This is a genomic window from Nocardia sp. NPDC004340, assembly GCF_053602575.1.
This window is the reverse complement of record NZ_JBSGDW010000002.1, coordinates 370743-387929: the sequence shown is the minus strand read 5'-3', so window position 1 is coordinate 387929 and position 17187 is coordinate 370743. Positions and strand designations below refer to the sequence as shown.

The 17187-nt window shown below is 69.4% G+C and carries 14 protein-coding genes; 9 read left to right on the top strand and 5 right to left on the bottom strand.

Going from position 1 to position 17187, the window contains the following annotated elements; genetic code table 11:
• Positions 1–34: 34 nt before the first annotated feature.
• Together ACWEOI_RS09315 and ACWEOI_RS09310 are read right to left on the bottom strand one after the other, a co-directional pair.
• Entirely contained in the window at positions 35–523 is a 489-nt protein-coding gene (locus ACWEOI_RS09315) for a hypothetical protein (RefSeq protein ID WP_452359350.1), read from the bottom strand.
• Positions 520–1767, bottom strand: a complete 1248-nt coding sequence (locus tag ACWEOI_RS09310; RefSeq protein ID WP_452359349.1) for a hypothetical protein — start codon at positions 1765–1767, stop codon at positions 520–522. Before ACWEOI_RS09310 ends, ACWEOI_RS09315 begins: the two co-directional genes overlap by 4 nt.
• A gap of 179 nt (positions 1768–1946) precedes the next feature.
• Between ACWEOI_RS09310 and ACWEOI_RS09305 the strand changes: the two genes are divergently transcribed.
• The 7 genes from ACWEOI_RS09305 to ACWEOI_RS09275 all read left to right on the top strand — a co-directional run bounded on the left by ACWEOI_RS09305 (position 1947) and on the right by ACWEOI_RS09275 (position 11848).
• Complete coding sequence (locus ACWEOI_RS09305) at positions 1947–2306, top strand: hypothetical protein (protein ID WP_357091868.1); 360 nt, start codon at positions 1947–1949, stop codon at positions 2304–2306.
• Positions 2307–2399: 93 nt separating this feature from the next.
• The gene (locus tag ACWEOI_RS09300; RefSeq protein WP_452359348.1) at positions 2400–3269 is read left to right on the top strand and encodes a hypothetical protein; all 870 of its coding nucleotides are present in this window, start codon (positions 2400–2402) and stop codon (positions 3267–3269) included.
• Positions 3270–3500: 231 nt separating this feature from the next.
• On the top strand, positions 3501–5669 hold the full coding sequence (locus tag ACWEOI_RS09295) for an ArnT family glycosyltransferase (RefSeq protein WP_452359347.1): 2169 nt from the start codon (positions 3501–3503) through the stop codon (positions 5667–5669).
• A 218-nt stretch (positions 5670–5887) separates the two neighbouring features.
• Positions 5888–7024 (top strand): BTAD domain-containing putative transcriptional regulator, encoded by a 1137-nt coding sequence (locus ACWEOI_RS09290; RefSeq protein WP_452359346.1) that lies wholly within the window; start codon positions 5888–5890, stop codon positions 7022–7024.
• Positions 7025–7125: 101 nt separating this feature from the next.
• On the top strand, positions 7126–9798 hold the full coding sequence (locus tag ACWEOI_RS09285) for an alkaline phosphatase family protein (protein ID WP_452359345.1): 2673 nt from the start codon (positions 7126–7128) through the stop codon (positions 9796–9798).
• A gap of 83 nt (positions 9799–9881) precedes the next feature.
• Positions 9882–11117 carry a cytochrome P450 gene (locus tag ACWEOI_RS09280; protein ID WP_357091854.1) on the top strand — a complete coding sequence of 412 codons (1236 nt, stop codon included), beginning with the start codon at positions 9882–9884 and terminating at the stop codon, positions 11115–11117.
• 161 nt (positions 11118–11278) lie between these two features.
• Positions 11279–11848 (top strand): TetR/AcrR family transcriptional regulator, encoded by a 570-nt coding sequence (locus ACWEOI_RS09275; protein ID WP_379274474.1) that lies wholly within the window; start codon positions 11279–11281, stop codon positions 11846–11848.
• A gap of 18 nt (positions 11849–11866) precedes the next feature.
• Here the strand turns inward: ACWEOI_RS09275 and ACWEOI_RS09270 are convergent, their stop codons facing one another.
• The gene (locus ACWEOI_RS09270) at positions 11867–12784 is read right to left on the bottom strand and encodes an alpha/beta hydrolase (RefSeq protein WP_452359344.1); all 918 of its coding nucleotides are present in this window, start codon (positions 12782–12784) and stop codon (positions 11867–11869) included.
• A 5-nt stretch (positions 12785–12789) separates the two neighbouring features.
• Positions 12790–14253 carry a flavin-containing monooxygenase gene (locus ACWEOI_RS09265; RefSeq protein WP_452359343.1) on the bottom strand — a complete coding sequence of 488 codons (1464 nt, stop codon included), beginning with the start codon at positions 14251–14253 and terminating at the stop codon, positions 12790–12792.
• Between the two features lie 140 nt (positions 14254–14393).
• On the opposite strand from ACWEOI_RS09265, the gene ACWEOI_RS09260 reads away from it, so the two are divergent.
• On the top strand, positions 14394–15434 hold the full coding sequence (locus ACWEOI_RS09260; RefSeq protein ID WP_433668248.1) for an NAD(P)-dependent alcohol dehydrogenase: 1041 nt from the start codon (positions 14394–14396) through the stop codon (positions 15432–15434).
• Positions 15435–15440: 6 nt separating this feature from the next.
• On the opposite strand, the gene ACWEOI_RS09255 is transcribed toward ACWEOI_RS09260, so the two are convergent.
• On the bottom strand, positions 15441–16373 hold the full coding sequence (locus ACWEOI_RS09255; protein WP_452359342.1) for an alpha/beta fold hydrolase: 933 nt from the start codon (positions 16371–16373) through the stop codon (positions 15441–15443).
• A gap of 24 nt (positions 16374–16397) precedes the next feature.
• On the opposite strand from ACWEOI_RS09255, the gene ACWEOI_RS09250 reads away from it, so the two are divergent.
• On the top strand, positions 16398–17186 hold the full coding sequence (locus tag ACWEOI_RS09250; protein ID WP_452359341.1) for a hypothetical protein: 789 nt from the start codon (positions 16398–16400) through the stop codon (positions 17184–17186).
• Position 17187 lies beyond the last annotated feature (1 nt).

Below are 17187 nucleotides of genomic sequence, written 5' to 3'. Positions count from 1 at the left end.
TGATACCTGAACCGCTGTTGAGGTCAAGCCGCGCTCAGGGATGCTCGGCGCCGGGCGGCCACAACACCGTGATCGGCAGCCCTCGGGCCCGAGCCGTCGCCACCACATCGGCGGTGCCGCCGAAACCCCGCGCCGGCAGCCCGTCCCACACCGCGAGCAGTTCATCCGCCTCGTCCAGCATGCGCAGACTCCCGGCCTGGTGCGCCGCGGAATTCGACTCCTCCCGATCCAGGGCGATCACCCGATCCGCCGCGGCGAGTAGCCGGTCGTACACCGGATGGTGGGCAGCGGGCAGACTCGCCCGATACCGCCACGCCGGAATAACCGCGATCAACCGCCCGCCCACATCCAGAATCGCTTGGGCGAGCAGCGAATCCGGTCCGTCCGCCAGGCAACTCACGCCGGTCAGCCCCGGCCCGCCCGGCCGGACGCGCGCCGCGACCTCCAGCCGCAGCGCCCGATCCACCAGCGCCAGGGTGGCCGCGGGCAACCCGCGGTGACCGGTGATGGCGACGCTCGTCATCGATCGTCACGTCCGTACAGAGTCGCGAGCGCGTTGTCGAGCGCCCTGGCCTCGACGGTACGCGCGGGCAGATCGGCGCGGAATGTCCTGGCCAGCCTGGTGATTCGCTCACTGTGATAGGTGAGCCCCACGGTCAGCGCCTCGGCGGCCAGCGCGCAGCCCGCCTCGATGTCGCCGCCGCGGGCCAGCACCCGCGCGTGCTCCACCTTGGCCAGCGCCCGCGGCTTCTCCGCGGTGAACGCGGCGTCCGCGGTCTCGAACGCCACCCGCGCCGCCCGATGATCACCCAGCCGGGCCAGCGCACCGGCCTGATACCGCGCCGCCTTGGGCCCGTCGAACACGAACACCCACGGCCACCGCGGTTCCCCGCGCTGCCGATCCACCAGCCGCTCGGCCCGCCGCAACGCGCCCAGCGCCGCCGCCCGATCACCCGTCTCCGCGTACGCAACGGCCAGCAACGACGACATCCATGCCCCGGCACTGTCGGGAGCATCCGACCCCAACTGCCCGGCGGCCGTGCGCAACAAGGTCAAACCCGCTCGGCCGTCACCCATTTCGACCGCGTAGTGCCCGAGACTCGCCGTCATGTACGAGACCAGCAGCGGATGATGGGTCCGCTCGGCGTGCCGGATGGCCTCCACGTATCGCCGCCGCGCCGCCGCGTCGTCCCCGCGGTCGGCCGCCAGCCACGCTGCCAGTCCGGCGATCTCGGACAGCGCCCGGAACCCGCCGGAGGTGCGTAGTCGATCTCGCACCACACCCGCCACCAGCGCGAGGTGCGCGTCCACCACGGGTGCCAGCCGATCCGAGGGCACCGAGGATTCCATCCGCCGGTAGTTGGCGGTCGGCCCGGCCAGGGTGTCGATGAGCTCGGATTCGGTTGGCGCGGAATTCGACAACACCGCGTTCGTGGTCACCACGAGCGCGCTGGACAGGAACTGCTTGCGGTTCACGCCCGCGTCATCCGCCGCGCGACGCGGAGTGCTGAACCCGAGTTCGGCATCGGTCGCCACATTCAGGACGGCCCGCAACGCGGACCGGTAATGCTTTCTGGGCCATGTCGTTTCGCCTCGCTCCCACTTGCCGACGTGTCGTTCGTCGACGGCCCCGCGCTTGCTGGTGGCCCGGAAGACGTGATCGTTGACGGCGTTCGCCAACTCCTGTCGGGTCATCGAATGTCCCGGCGCACCGGGGGATTCCATGCGCAGTCGAGCCTCGATGAGCAGCTCGTTCCGTCCGGTCACGGCATGCGGCCTCTCTGCTGGACCTCTCCCGAGAATAGGTCTTCCACGGATTTGCCGTGCCGCCCTGACCCTGATTTGCCCCGTACTTTCCCCATCGCACGCCATCGATCAATCGGATTCGGCGGACCAACGTTGAAGTCGGCACAGTCGCCGTCAGTGAGCACACCTGAGGAATAGCCATGACATCGGAACCCCACGCCATCGGATGGTTGCGGAGCGACATTTCGGGCGAACGTCGCGAATGGGATGAGGCCCGGATTCGTATCATGGCCCACCGGCTGGGGTATGACCTGCGCAAAACGGTGGTCTTCGGGCCATGGACCGACCGGCCGGTCCACCGTTTGCGGGTGCTCGTCTCGCGGCTCGCCCTGGAGGCCGTGATCGTGCCCAGTGTGGAGCATTTCGAAGGCGGTTGCGTGCCCGCGGAATTGGTGGCGGTCACCGATGTCATCACGGTGACGCCGGAGAACACGTACGCCCGCTACGCGACGGGGGAGTTGCCCGCGCGGTCCTGGGCGCGGGGGTTGCCATCGCGGTGACCCAGTTCACATCGACACCTCTTGCAGATACCCCTGGGGGGTATTAACTTGATCTTCCGTAAGGCAGTGAAAGCAGTTGAGAGGGACGAGAAAATGACCACCCAGGCCCACACCGGACACGGCAACCACGCGGCCCACGGCGCGCACGCCGGACACACCGAGCACGCGGCTCACGCCGATCACAACGCGCATGCCGGACACGGCGACCACCCCGGGCACGGCGGTCACGCGCACGGCGGCCACGACGCCGGAGTCCCCGGTGGCCTCCAGGTCACCCAGGACGGCTACACCCTCGATCTCGCCGAAAAGGTCGTCGCCGCAGGCGAAACCGAGTTCCGCTTCCGCATCCTCGGCCCGGACGGCGCACCCGTCACCGAGTTCGACGCCATCCACGACAAGGAACTGCACCTGATCGTCGTGCAGCGCGAGCTCACCGGCTTCTGGCACGTGCACCCCGAACGGCAGGCCGACGGCACCTGGACGGTCCGCCTGAATCTCCCCGAGGCGGGCGCCTACCGCGCCTTCACCGACATCGCGCCCCGCGCCCTGGGCCGGACCATCACGCTCGGAGCGGATTTCGCCATCGCCGGTGACTACCGGCCGGGCACCGCGCCGCAGCCCGACCGCACCTTCGCGGTCGACGGCTACGAGGTCACCCTGGACGGCGACCTGGTCGCGGGGGAGGGCCGCCTGCTCACCCTCACCGTGCGCAAGGACGGCGAGCTGGTCACCGACCTGCAGCCCTACCTGGCCGCGTACGGCCACCTGGTGATCCTGCGCGCCGGGGACCTGGCCTACGTCCACGTGCACCCGAACGGCGAGCCCGGCGACGGCGTCACCGCGCCCGGCCCGGACGTCACCTTCCACACCGCGGTTCCCGGACGCGGCACCTACCGCCTGTTCCTGGACTTCAAGCACGGCGACAAGGTCCGCACCGCCGCCTTCACCCTCCCGACGGTCTGATCCTCGAGGTTCCCAGCACTCTCGAGGCAGCCCGTCACTGACAAGCACGACCGGATACCTGGAAAGGGCACCCGCCACAGCGGGTGCCCTTCCGGCTTTTCTGCGCCTCTTCTCGCAGTTCAGGCCCTCACAGGGAACTCCCAGCCGTCTCGAAGCTGTGGTCAAAACCCGCCGCATAGGCTCCGCGACGACAGAGACAAAATCGGGCTGGAACAGCAGAAAGCGGGTGGCATGTCGACCATCACCGGTGTTGCGGACGATGCGGCCGTACCCAAGGACGGTGACGTGTCCCCGGCCGGTGGGCGGCCGCGCTGGGAACTACCGGCCACCGCCGCGCTGCTGATCGCCACCGCCGTCGTCTACCTGTGGGGACTCGGCGGCGCGGGCTGGGGCAACGGGTATTACGCCGCGGCCGTGCAGTCGGGTACCCAGAGCTGGAAGGCGCTGCTGTTCGCATCACTGGACCCGCAGAACTCCATCACCGTCGACAAGCCGCCCGCCGCCATGTGGGTGATGGCCTTGTCCGGCAGGATCTTCGGCTTCAACGCCTGGTCGATGTTCGTGCCGCAGGCGCTGATGGGCGTCGCGTCGGTCGCGCTGCTCATCGCGGCGGTGCGGCGCTGGGCCGGACCCGCGGCCGCGCTCATCGCGGGTGCGGCGCTGGCGGTCACCCCGGTGGCGGCCATGATGTTCCGCTTCAACAACCCCGACGCCCTCATGGTGCTGCTGCTGGTGGCCGCCGCGTACTGCACGGTGCGGTCCATCGACGCACCGGGACAACGCTTCTGGTCCAGCGGCACCGGCTGGCTGGTCGGCGCGGGCGTGCTCATGGGGTTCGGCTTCCTCGCCAAGATGATGCAGGCGTTCCTGGTCCTGCCCGGCCTGGCGCTGGTGGTGCTGGTGGCCGGTGCGGGCGGATGGCTCACGCGCATCACGCGATTGGCGTCCGCGGGCGTGGCGCTGGTGCTTTCCGCGGGCTGGTACGTGGCGCTGGTCGAACTGTGGCCCGCGAGCTCGCGGCCGTTCATCGGCGGATCCACCAGTAACAGCCTGTGGGAGCTGGCCGTCGACTACAACGGTCTCGGCCGGATCCTGGGCAACCACAACGGTGGCGGCGGCGGACCTCGAAACATGCCGTCGACCGTGCCCACACCGTCCGCCGTGCCTACCCCGTCGGCGGTGCCGAATGCCTCCGCCCTGCCCACTCCGGGCGCGCACCCCGATCCCTCCCAAATGCGCGGCGGCTTCGGCGGATTCGGTTCGCAGCCCGGCATCACCCGTCTGTTCTCCGGCGAACTGGCCACCGAGTTCTCGTGGCTGCTGCCCGCCGCGCTCATCGCACTGATCGCCGGGTTGTGGCTGACCCGTCGGCAGCCGCGCACCGATCGCGTCCGCGCGGGCCTGCTGCTGTGGGGCGGCTGGCTGCTGGTCACCGGAATCGTGCTCAGCTACATGAGCCGCAGCTTCCACTCCTACTACTCGATGGAACTGGTCCCCGCGCTGGCCGCCGTCCTCGGCATCGGCGCGACCCAATTGTGGCAGCGCCGAACCCATCTCGCGGCACGCGTCACCCTCGCGGTCATGGCTCTGGCCACCGGCATCTGGTCGTTCGTGCTCCTGCACCGCACACCCGAATGGCTGCCGTGGCTGCGCTGGACGCTCATGGCCTTGGCGGTGGTCACCGCGGCCACGCTGCTGATCGCCCCGAAACTGCCGCGGTTCACCCTCGCCATCGGTGTGTTCGCGCTGCTGGCCGGGCTGCTCGGCCCCACCGCCTACACCCTCGAGACCGTGGCCGGCGTGCACAATGGCGGCAGCCCGATCGCGGGCCCGGCCCGGAGCCAGCGCGGCGGTCCCGGCCAGAATGCCGGTGGCCCAGGCCAATACGGCGGTGGACAGCGCGGCGGGGTCGCCGATCCGCAGATCGTCTCGCTCGTCGACGGCAGCGATGCCCGCTGGGCGGCGGCCGCGATCGGCGCGCAGGATGTCGGCACCCTCGAATTGACCACCGGCAAGGCGCTGCTCGCGATCGGCGGCTTCAGCGGCCGCGACCCGTCGCCGACGCTGGCCCAGTTCCAGCAGTACGTCGCCGACCATCAGATCGGTTACCTGCTGATCCGCCCCCGTCAGGGCAACGAGTCCGAGCCCGGCGGCACCTCGAACCAGGAGCAGCCGACCAACCCCCAGCCCGGCGGCAATACCCACACCGGTGGCGGACACCAGCCCCGCCAGGACCAGAACGGCCAACAGCCGGGTGGTCAGCAGCCGAGCGGGCAGAACCCCGGCGGGCAGGGCTCCGAATCCAACGGAACCACCGGCGCCGAGATCACCGCCTGGGTGAAGGCCAACTATCCGGTGACGATGGTCGGCTCGGTGGAGGTCTACGACCTCAACCCCTGACCCCGACCGCCCTTCCCTATCGCTCGCATGCACTGGTGCAGGCACCCTCCCGAAAGCCGCCCGCACCGGTGCATGCTTCTGAGTACCCGGCCGATGGAACGAAATCGCGACCGGGACCGACCAGTTCGGTAAGACGAATTCGGTGGATGCGAAGGGCGGGGGCGGCCGTGCGAAGTTACAGTGACGGGCGAGAAATCGGGTCCGACGGGAGGTCGGCGATGGATGGGGTGCGGGCGCGGGTGGGCGTGCTCGGTCCGGTGCAGCTGACCATCGACGGGGTGGCACAGCAGCTGGGCGGGCCCAAGCAGCGGGCGGTGCTGGCCTACCTGGCCATCAACGCCAACCGGCCGGTCTCGGTGGACGCGCTGGCCAGCGCCGTCTGGGAGGACAATCCGCCGCCCGACGTGCGGGTCAGCCTGCACGCCATCGTCTCCAACCTGCGCAAACCGCTGCGCGACGGCGGCATCGACGCCCGGACCATGCTCCAGCACATGGGCACCGGCTACCGCATCGTGGTCGAGGACTCGGCTTGCGACGTCTTCCGCTTCCGGACCCGCCGTGAGAACGGCATGCGCGCGCTGGCCGCCGGACGCTTCGGCGCCGCCACCGAGGCGCTCTCCGACGCCCTCGCGCAGTGGCGCGGCCCGGTGCTGTCGGACCTGCGCGGACTCGGCTTCGCCGACGCCTACGCGGTCGCCCTCGACGACGAGCGGATCGGCGTCATCGAGTCCCGCGCCGAGGCCGATATCGCGCAGGGCCGCGCCGAGGGCGTGGTCGCCGAACTGAACCTGCTGGTCCGCGACCATCCGCTGCGGGAATCGCTGTGGGAGCAGCTGATCACCGCGCTCTACATGACCGGCCGCCAATCCGACGCTCTCGAGGCGGCCCGCCGTCTGCGCGGCATCCTCGCCGAGGAGCTCGGCATCGATCCCGGCCACCGCATCCGGGAACTGGAATCGCGCATCCTGCGCCAGGACCCGCTCAGCGTGCGCCAGGTCGCCGCCGCCTCGGCCACCCGCGCCACCACCATCGTGGACCGCAGCTGGCACGAACCGCAGGCGCTGCTGCGCGACCGGTCCGGGCACGTCCACCCGGTGGTCGGTTCCACCACCCGGATCGGTCGCCTGTCCGACAACGACATCGCGCTCGCCGACGGCCGGGTCAGCCGCCATCACGCCCTGCTCATCGACAACGGTCACACCTGGGTGATCAAGGACCTGCACTCCTCCAACGGCGTGTATGTCGATGGTGCGCGCATCGTGGACAGCGGGTTATTGTCCGACGGAGCGGTGTTGCGCATCGGCGACACGGAACTGGTGTTCGTGCTGGTCCGCACCGATGACAGCACCGGTTGAATTAACTGACCCTTCACCGGTGAGCCCCCTCACCGCCACGAATCCCCAAGGTCGGTCGGCGATCCTCGTGATAGCCGTTCCGATGCTCATTAGGGGATGCCATGGATCGGAGGCGTTTTCTGAAGCACGCCGCGCATGCTGGTGGTGCGGCCGGAGCCATGTCCATGCTCCCGCCGAGCCTGGCCCAGGCCTGGGCCGAACCCGCCCCGCCCGGCGGCTGGGACCGCATCGAGCACGTGGTGATCCTGATGCAGGAGAACCGCTCCTTCGACCACTACTTCGGGTCCATGCCCGGCGTCCGCGGATACGCCGACCTGAACGCGCTGCAACTGCCCACCGGCCGCTCGGTCTTCCACCAGCCCGACGGGGGCCGGGTCGTCCTGCCGTACACCACCACGCTGCAGAACATCGACGGCACCGACCATGGAACCCGCACCGGCCACGATGCTTTCGCCGACGGCCGCAACGACGGCTGGATCAAGGCCAAGGGCGAGGGCACCATGGTCGGCTACGACCGCGACAGCCTGGGCTTCTACTACCAGCTCGCCGAGGCGTTCACGTTGTGCGACGGCTACCACTGCTCGGTGAACGGGCCCACCGACCCCAATCGCATGTACCTGTTCACCGGTACCGTGGAAAACCCGCTCGCCCTGGACAATTACGCGGAGAACCTGCAGGTCTCGCTGTTCTCCGACGACCTGAAACTGCGCTGGATGCGCAGCCTGCCGGTCACCGGCATCGTGGACGCGGTCCTGGGCCTGGTGCACGGCCTGACCGGCGCGCTCCCGCCGCCGGTGGCCGCCGCGCTGGCCGGACTGGTCGGGCCGCGCACCGGCAATCTGTTCCTCTACGACGCCCTGCTCAGCCCTGACGCCGGGCGCTACGTCAACGACATCATCTTCGGCCTGCCCTGGACCACCTACGCCGAACGACTCCAGGACCGCGGCATCGGCTGGCGCGTCTACCAGGAGTGGGACAACTACACCGACAACGCGCTCGACTTCTTCCTGCCGTTCCGCGAGGCCGCGCGCACCGCGCTGAAGTACACCAACGGCGGCCGTGGCGTCGCTTTCGAGAACTTCTTCCGCTACTACTCCGACCTGGAACGGGATCCGAGCCTGGAACCCGCCTACGTCGCCGCCCTGAAACGGGGCATGGACGAGCTGTCGGCCGGGCAGCGCGCACTGGTGGAGCGGGGGCTGTTGCGTTCGCGCACCGGCACCCTGGTGGAGTCGTTCCGCACCGACGTGGCCACCGGGCGACTGCCCACAGTGTCCTGGATCGTCGCGCCCTACGTCGACTGCGAGCATCCGGTGATGGGCCCGCGCAATGGTCAAGCCCTGGTCCGCGGGGTGCTGGAGGCGCTCGCCGAACACCCGGACGTGTGGAACAAGACCGTCTTCATCCTCAACTACGACGAGAACGACGGGTACTTCGACCACATCCCGGCCCCGACCCCGCCGCCGGGCACCCCGGGCGAGTACTTCGGCCGCCACAATGTCGGCCTGGGCGCGCGGACACCAGCGATCGTCGTGTCGCCGTGGAGCAAGCAGGCGGTCTCCTCCGAATTGTTCGACCACACCTCGGTTCTGAAGTTCCTGGAACGCGTCACCGGCGTCGCCGAACCGAATATCAGCCCGTGGCGGCGGCAGATGTGCGGCGACCTCTCCTCGCTGTTCGACTTCGGCTCCCGGCGCACCCTCATCCTGCCGAACGCCTCACCCCGCGCCGAACAGCCGATGTCCGGTGTGGCGCAACCGCTTCCGTTCGTACAGCGAATGCCGAAGCAGCAGAGCGGCAGCCGGTCGCGGGTGCCGCTGCCGTACCGACTACAGGCGCGCTGCGCACCGGGGGCCGATGGCGGGATCACGCTGACCATCGACAATGGCGGGACCGCGGCGGCGCACTGCCTGGTGTACCCCAACGCTTTCGCCACCGATTTCACGCCGACCCGCTTCGACCTCGCCGGCGGTGGCTCGGTCACCCACGACCTGCCGGCGGTGAACGGCCACTACGACTACACCCTCTACGGCCCGGACGGCTTCCAGCGCCGATTCGCCGGAGACCTCGGCGGGCCGTGCGGCGGACTGCGGGTCACCGCCACCGCCGCGGGCTCCGGGAAGCGCGCACTGGCGTGGACATTCGAAAACCCTGGGAAGCAGCCTGTTTCGGTGCGGGTGGTCTCGAACGCGTACCGAGGTGACGGACCCTGGACCATCGATATCGCCGCCGGGTCGACGGAGCGCCGGGACATGCTCTGCGAGAGCGCCGCCGAGGGCGCGGGCTGGTACGACCTGTCGGTGTCCGCCTCCGCCGACGCCGGATTCCTGTGCCGCGTCCGCGGTTTCGTGGAGACCGGCGCGGCCGGGAAGACCGCCGACGATGCCGCGCCCTTCACCCGGCTGCTGCTGGACCGATCCCTGTACGAGCCCGGCCGCGATCTCGTCGTGAGCTACGGCCTCGCCGAGGCGGTGGCCGGGCACCGGCTCGCCGTCTACGCCGATCCCGGCGGATTCACCACCGCCGTCCCCGCGACACCGGTGCTGCGCGGCCTCGCCCTGGGGAACGGGGTGACCCGGGATCAGGTGGTCCTCGGCGTCACCGAGCAGGCGGCCCCGGACGCCGGAAGCCCTCCCATGGCCGGTGTGCGGCAGGTGGCGGCGGTCGATCCCGTCCCACGGCCGGGACCGCTGCCCACCGGCTCCTACCTGCTGCATCACCTCGATGACGGGGGTCGTCCGCTCGCGCATCCGGTGCGTTTCCGGGTGCTCTAGGAACGGATCCGACCGCCTGGTACATCAGGACAACTTTGCAACAGGTTCTAGACATACTGTGTGTTTTGTCTTACGGTCGGTTCATGAGTTCAATGGCGTCTCATGCGGTGCGATTCGAATTGCGATCCGGGGAGACCTGGCGCGATCCGTATCCCATGTATTCCCAACTGCGCGACCATGATCCGGTCCACCGGGTCGTCCCCGAAGGCCGCGAATCCGACGACTTCTACGTCCTGACCCGGCACGCGGACGTGTACGCGGCCGCCCGGGAACCCGAGAACTACTCCTCGGCCTCCGGACTGACCGTCGACTACGTGGACCTGGTGGCCGCCGGCTTCGGCGCGGCCAAGCCGTTCGTGTTCATGGACCCGCCCGACCACACCGACTTCCGTCGCCGCGTCTCGCCGGGATTCACTCCCCGCCAGGTGAATTCGGTGGAGCCCGAGGTGCGCGCCTTCGTCATCGAACGCATCGAACGGCTGCGCGCGGCCGGCGGCGGCGACATCGTCAAGGAGCTGTTCAAGCCGCTGCCCACCATGGTGGTGGCGCACTACCTCGGTGTGCCGGAACAGGATCGGGGCCGCTTCGACGACTGGACCGAGAACATCGTCGGCGGCGCGGTCGCCGGGGCCGGACTGGCGGCAGGCGACCAGAACGCCTTCACCGCGGTCGGGGAGATGGTCGGCTACTTCAGCGAACTCATCGACCGCCGCCGCAAGGAACCCGGCGACGACACCATCTCGCACCTGCTGGCCTCCGGGCTGGGCGAGGACGGCGACAACGAGGGCCTGCTCGCCATCCTGGGCTTCGCCTTCACCATGATCACCGGCGGCAACGACACCACCACCGGAAACCTCGGCGGCGCGGTGCAACTGCTCACCGCCTACCCCGAACAGCGTCGCCTGCTGGTCGAGAACCCGGCCCTGATCACCGACGCGGTCGAGGAATTCCTGCGCATGACCTCCCCGGTGCAGGGCCTGGCCCGCACCGCCACCCACGACATCGAACTGCACGGCGTCACCATCCCCGAGGGTCGGCGCGTGCTGCTGTGCTACGGGTCGGCCAACCGCGACGAACGCGAATTCGGCCCCACCGCAGGCGAACTCGACGTGCGCCGCAACCCCAAGCGGATCATGACCTTCAGCCACGGCCACCACCACTGCCTGGGCGCGGCCGCCGCGCGCATGGTCGCCCGGGTCGCGCTGGAGGAACTGCTGTCGCGCTGCCCCGACTTCACCGTCGACCTCGACGCGGTGCAGTGGGCGCACGGCAACTACGTGCGCTGGCCGATCTCGGTGCCGTTCCGCGCACAGGCCTGAGACTCCGGGCCGTCCGCAGCCTCGGACGGCCCGGTTGCACCGCCCTCGTATCGCGCGGGCAGAGTGTGTGGGAACGGGTCCGGCGTCAATGTCGCCACCGGACCCGTGACCGGAACACGGGACACGCGAACGGGTCCGGACCGGATGGGAAGGGACACCGCATGAGCCGAGACTGGCTGGCCGACGGACGGGCCGACCTGGCCGCCGAACGCATTCTCGACGCGGCCGCGCGCCTGTTCGCCGAGCGGGGCGTCGCCGCGGTCGGCATGGGCGATATCGCCAAGGCCGCCGGATGCTCCCGCGCGACCCTCTACCGCTACTTCGAGAACCGGCAGGCCGTGCGCCTGGCCTTCGTGCACCGCGCCACCCGCCGCATCGCCGCGGGCGTGTTCGAGCAGGTCGCCGCCGTCGAGGATCCGGGCGAACGGGTGGTGGCCGCCATGCTCGGCTCGATCCACGCGGTCCGCGCCGACCCCATGCTCATCGCCTGGTTCCGGCCCGGCGAATCCGGTGCGGCCGGGCGCATCAGTCAGGACTCCGACGTCATCGAATCCATCGCCGCGGGGCTGTTCGCGCCCACGCCGCTCACCGACCCAGAGCGCAGCCGCCTGGCGCGCTGGCTGACCCGGATCATCGTGTCCTTCCTCGCCGCCCCCGGCCGGGACGACGCCGAGGAACGCGCCATGCTCGAGGAATTCGTCGTGCCGGTGGTCAGCCGCGCCTTCGTCTGAGCCCGGCTTCGGCTGCGGTCAGCGGCCCGTCCGGTGGCCGAGGTGATGGCCGAAGAGCCGGTCCGACAGCATGGTCGCGAGATCGTCCACCGCCTCGCGCGCTACCCGCATCGGCAGGACATGGAAGACGTGCCACAGATGCGGGAACTCGCGATGCCGCAGGGGCGCGGCGACTTTCGCGGCGAGCGCGGCGAACTCCCGCGCGTCGCCGGCGAGCAGATCGTCACCCGCCGAGTGCATCACGATCGGCGCGAGACCGGTGATGTCCCGATACAGCGGGGAACGAGCGTGCCGCTCCTGCTCGGGAACACCGGGCAGGTAAGCGTCCATGAACTGCGCCATCAACGGCGGATTCAGCAGCGGCTCCCCGCTCGGATCACAGTGGAACGCCGAAGAACTCGCGGACAGATCCAGCACCGGGCAGATCAGTCCCAGGATCGCGGGCTGCGCCTGACCTTCGTCGCGCAACCGCATCGCCAGATCCAGCGCCAGCCCGCCACCGGCCGAATCGCCCACCACGGCAATGCGTTCGGCCGGAATGCCCTGCTCCAGGAGCGCTCGATAGGCCGCCACCGTGTCCTCGATGGGTGCGGGGTACGGGTGCTCGGGAGCCAAGCGGTAGTCGAGGGAGTGGACCGTCGTGCCCATGGCCGCCGCCAGCGCGCCGGTCAGGGGCCGGACCATGCTCGAGTTGCCGATCACATAGCCGCTGCCGTGCAGATACAGCACCGCCGCGTCGGCGGGAGCCCCACGCGGCGTGAGGGTCTCGACCGGTACGTCGCCGAGCCGACCGGCCGTGACGGCGACACCGCGCGGCGCGCGGGCGAAGGTGGTGCTCGCACCGACCCGGGCGCGTACCCGGTTCCAATCCGGGGCCGGGCCGAACATCCAGTGGCCGATCAGGCGGGAAACGAAGCGCCAGACTGCTTTCTCCACGATCATCACTTCCCGCTCGGAACACTGTGCCTCAGATGGTAATCCACCGGATCGGGCGTGCCGCGGATCAGCTTCTCGTAACGGCCCGGCGTCCACGGCCACAGCTCCGGCAGCCCGTCCTTGCCCAGGTACCAGCTGGTGCAGCCGGTGGTCCACACCGTGCTCGGAGCGGCGGCGCGCATCCGCGCGTTGTAGCGGTCGGTGGCGGCGTGGGTCGGCTCGATGGTCGTGAATTCGCCTGCGCGCCAGCGTCGCAGCCAGCCCACGATGCGCGCGGACTGCGCCTCGGCGACCGCGGTCAGCGGGTGGTTGGCAAAGGGGCTGTGCGGGCCCACCAGCATGAACAGGTTGGGGAAGTCCGGCATCATGACGCCCTCGAAGGCGCGCGGCCCGTCCGCCCACGCCTGGTCCAGGGTGCGGCCGTGGGCGCCGGTGATCGCCATCGGGCGCATGAACGCGTGTGAGTCGAATCCCGTTGCCAGCACGAGGATGTCGAGTTCGCGCAGACAGCCGTCCGCGGTGACCACACCGCGCGCCTCGACGCTGTCGATGTGCTCGGTCACCAGCGTGACATCGGGACGCTGCACCGCCTTGTAGAAGCGGTCGGAGACCACCAGCCGCTTGCACATGGCCTGGTAGTCGGGGGTCAGCTTGCGGCGCAGTTCGGGATCCTCGACCGAGCGCAGATGGCGTTCCACCACCCACTGGATCAGCTTGCGCACCCGCCCGGGACGCACCAGGCCCTGCGAGAACACCGCGAACGCCGCGCGATTGAACCAGTAGGGGACCAGGCCCAGGGCGGGCGCCAGCCTGTACAGCCGCTTGGACACCGTGGTGTACGGGCGGTTCACGGTCGGCAGGATCCACTGCGGCGTGCGCTGGAACAGGACGACTTCCGAGGCCACCCCCGCCAGCGCGCCCACCAGCTGGGTGCCGGTGGACCCGGTCCCGATGACGCCCACCCGCTTACCGCGCGGCTCGACCTCGTGCCGCCAGCGCGACGAATGCATGACCGGGCCGTCGAAGTCGTCCATCCCGGGAATGTCGGGCCGGGTCGGGTGATGCAGGAAACCCGTTGCGCACAGCACGAAGTCGAAGCGTTCCGTGACGCCGTCACCGGTGGTGACCTGCCAGCCGTCGTCGTCGAACACCGCGCCGGTGACCTCGGCGCCGAAGCGGGTGTTGCGGTGCAGACCGTGTTCGCGCGCCACCCCGACCAGGTAGTCCTTGATCTCCGGTCCGGCCGAGTACAGCTGCGTCCATTCGGGATTCATAGCGAATCGGAACTGGTAGTACCGCGACGGCACATCGCACACCAGGCCCGGATAGCTGTTGTCGCGCCAGGTCCCGCCGTAGTCGTGGGCCTTCTCGAAGATGGTGAATTCGGGGAATCCGGCGCGTTGCAGGGCCACGGCCATGCAGATGCCGGAGATTCCGGCGCCCACGATGGCGATCCGCGGTGAGTTCATGGGACGGCAGCCTAGACACGTGTCTTTCGGGTCGGGAAGGGTTTGGCGAATATCGGTAGACATTCCGTCATTCGCTAGACGCAATGTAAAGTGAGTGTTACCGTGTGTGCCAGGTCACAACGTCTAGGCAAGGAAACACGATGCGCGCACTCCAGTGGACCGGCCCGGAAAAGGTGCAGATCAACGACATCCCGGTACCGGACATCGGACCCACCGACCTGCTGATCAAGGTCGGCGCGGCGGGCGTGTGCCATTCGGACCTGACGCTGGTCAACTTCCCCATCCAGCTGCGCGAGGACCCGCTCACCCTCGGCCACGAGGTCGCGGGCACCATCGAGGCCATCGGCTCCGACGTCAACGGCCGCGAGATCGGCGAACGCGGCCTGGTCTACCTGTTCTGGACCTGCGGCGTCTGCCGCGAATGCGTGAGCGGCAACGAGAACGTCTGCCTCGCCGCCGGCCGCGTCGCCATGCCGCCCACCCCCGGCCTGGTCCTCGATGGCGGCATGGCCGAATACATGCGGATCCCGGCCAGCGCCTTCGTGCCCATCGGCGACCTCGACTTCGTGCAAGCCGCCCCCGTCGCCGACGCCGCCCTCACCGCGTACCACGCGATTCGCGGCGCCCGGGAAGCCCTGCGGCCCGGCGGCACCGTCGTCGCCATCGGCATCGGCGGACTCGGACACGTGGGCGTGCAGATCCTGCAGGCCACCTCGGGCGTCCGGGTGATCGCGGTCGACCAGGCCCAGGAGAAGCTGGACCTGGCCCGCGACTGCGGCGCCGACATCGGCTTCCTCTCCGGCGCCGACACCGCCAAGCAGATCCTCGACCTCACCGACGGACGCGGCGCGGACGCCGTGTTCGACTTCGTCGGCGTCGACGCCACGGCCAAACTGGCCTGCGAGACCGTCGCCCCCAACGGCGCCTATCGCATGGTCGGAATCGGTGGCGGCGCACCGGAGATCACCGCCGGACCGGCGGGCGGCCCGGGCTGGCCCTGGGGCGCGACCGTGCGCAAGTCGCTCGGCGGCACCCGTGGCGACCTGCACGCCTGCGTGGCCCTCGCGCAGGCGGGCAAGATCCACATGGAGGTCGAGCGCTTCGACCTCAACGACGGCCCCGAAGCTCTGCGCCGCCTGGACGCCGGGCACATCCGGGGTCGCGCCGTCCTGGTGCCGTAGACGAAATCAGTCCTCGGCGGGCTCGATCTCGCCGAGGAACTTCGCGACCCGCGCCGCGATCTCGTCGGGGTACTCGCCATTGATGGCGTGCGACGCGTCCGGCCACACCTCGAACTGGCCGCCGGGCACCAGCTTTCGTGCCCGGTCTGCCAGCTTGCGGGAATTGTGCACGATGCTGCGGCCCGCGAAGATGCCCAGATACGGCTGCGCGAGCGCCGAAAGCTGTTCCCGGGAAATCCGATTCGTCATCGGCAGATACGCGGCGAAGTCCTTCATGCCCGACGCGATCAACCGCCCCTCCGGCATGTCCTGCGGCGCCGACACGCCACCCGAGATCCAGCTCAGCAAAGCATTGCGCCACTTCTCCGGCATGCCGGGCAGCACCGAGCCCAGCGAGATGACGATCATCTTCCAGGTCATCGCGCCGAACACGAACGGCGCGTCCAAGGTGATCAGCGACGCGACCCGCTCCGGGTGGCGCACCGCCAGATTCACTGCCGACCACCCGCCGATCGACACCCCCAGCACGTGCACGGGCCGAGACTCCAACTCGGCCAGCGCTTCCGAGAGCCAGGTCGCCTGATCCGCGTCGTCGGTCAACTGCTTGGACTGCACGCTCAATCCCGGCTCACCCAGTAGATCCAGCGTGATCACCGGACGCACCGCCATCAACCCGGGCAGATTCGCCGCCCACAGCGGGGTCGCGGCCTGCCGTCCCGGCAACAGCACCAGCGGCGTCGCGTCCCCGTCGCCGAACCGATAGGCCCGCACGACGCCGAAACTCGTCGGCACATCGACCGTCTCGCGTGCCGGCGGCAACTGCTCGAACCCGTCCTGGTACGCCTGCGCGTACCGCCGATACCCCGCCGACTCGCGGAAGTACCCGACCCGCTTGCCCTTGAACTTCGGACCCACGTTGCTCTCGGGAAACTCGACCATGGAATCCAGGCTAATCTCCACGGCATGGGGAGGATCTGGCCGATGCTGGCCATCACGACATGCATGCTGCTCACCGCCTGCGGGTCCGGCGACACCATCGCGGATCGGCAGGCTCCGGCGTCGACTTCGACGCCGGTCGCGGGGAAGACGACCACCAAACCGGCTCCGACCACGACGGTGGACGCGGCAGCCCTGCCGATATGCGGTGATATCCCCGGCGCGGGCGCGGGCGCACACGATGTGCTGTCGGATTGCCGATTGACCTCTCGCGACAGCGCGGGGCTCTCGTTCATCGTGCGGCACAAGGCGAGTGCCGGCGGGCACAACCGGACGAACATCGAAGTCACGGGGAGCGACGGAAAGTCCCTTCAGAACCTGTACGTCCAGGACACCGAGGTGCCCTCCGAGCCCTACCTGGCCGACCTGGACGTCGACGGTCGCGACGAGCTGATCGTGCCCATCTCCACGGCGATCGTGGGGAACTCGAACTACGTCATCTTCCGGCCCAAGACCGACAAGCTCGAATTCGTCGAGGCCGGACGCGTTTTCGGCATCGGAGTCGATCGCACGGCGAGCGGCTACATCGCGGGGGAGGCCAAGAACGGTCCCGCGGACAAGTACATCGAATTCCAGAAGTTCGTCGGATCGAAGCTGGTGTTCGTCGCCGAGATCATCCGGACCTACGACAAGGACGGTCACAGCACCTGCCGCGTCGACGACGAAAAGGGCGTTCCCGAGTCCGAATTCAGCGATGAGGAAGTGGTCCGGCGCTTCTGCGGTGAGCAGCTGCTGCGCCCGGCCCCGGTCGGCTGAT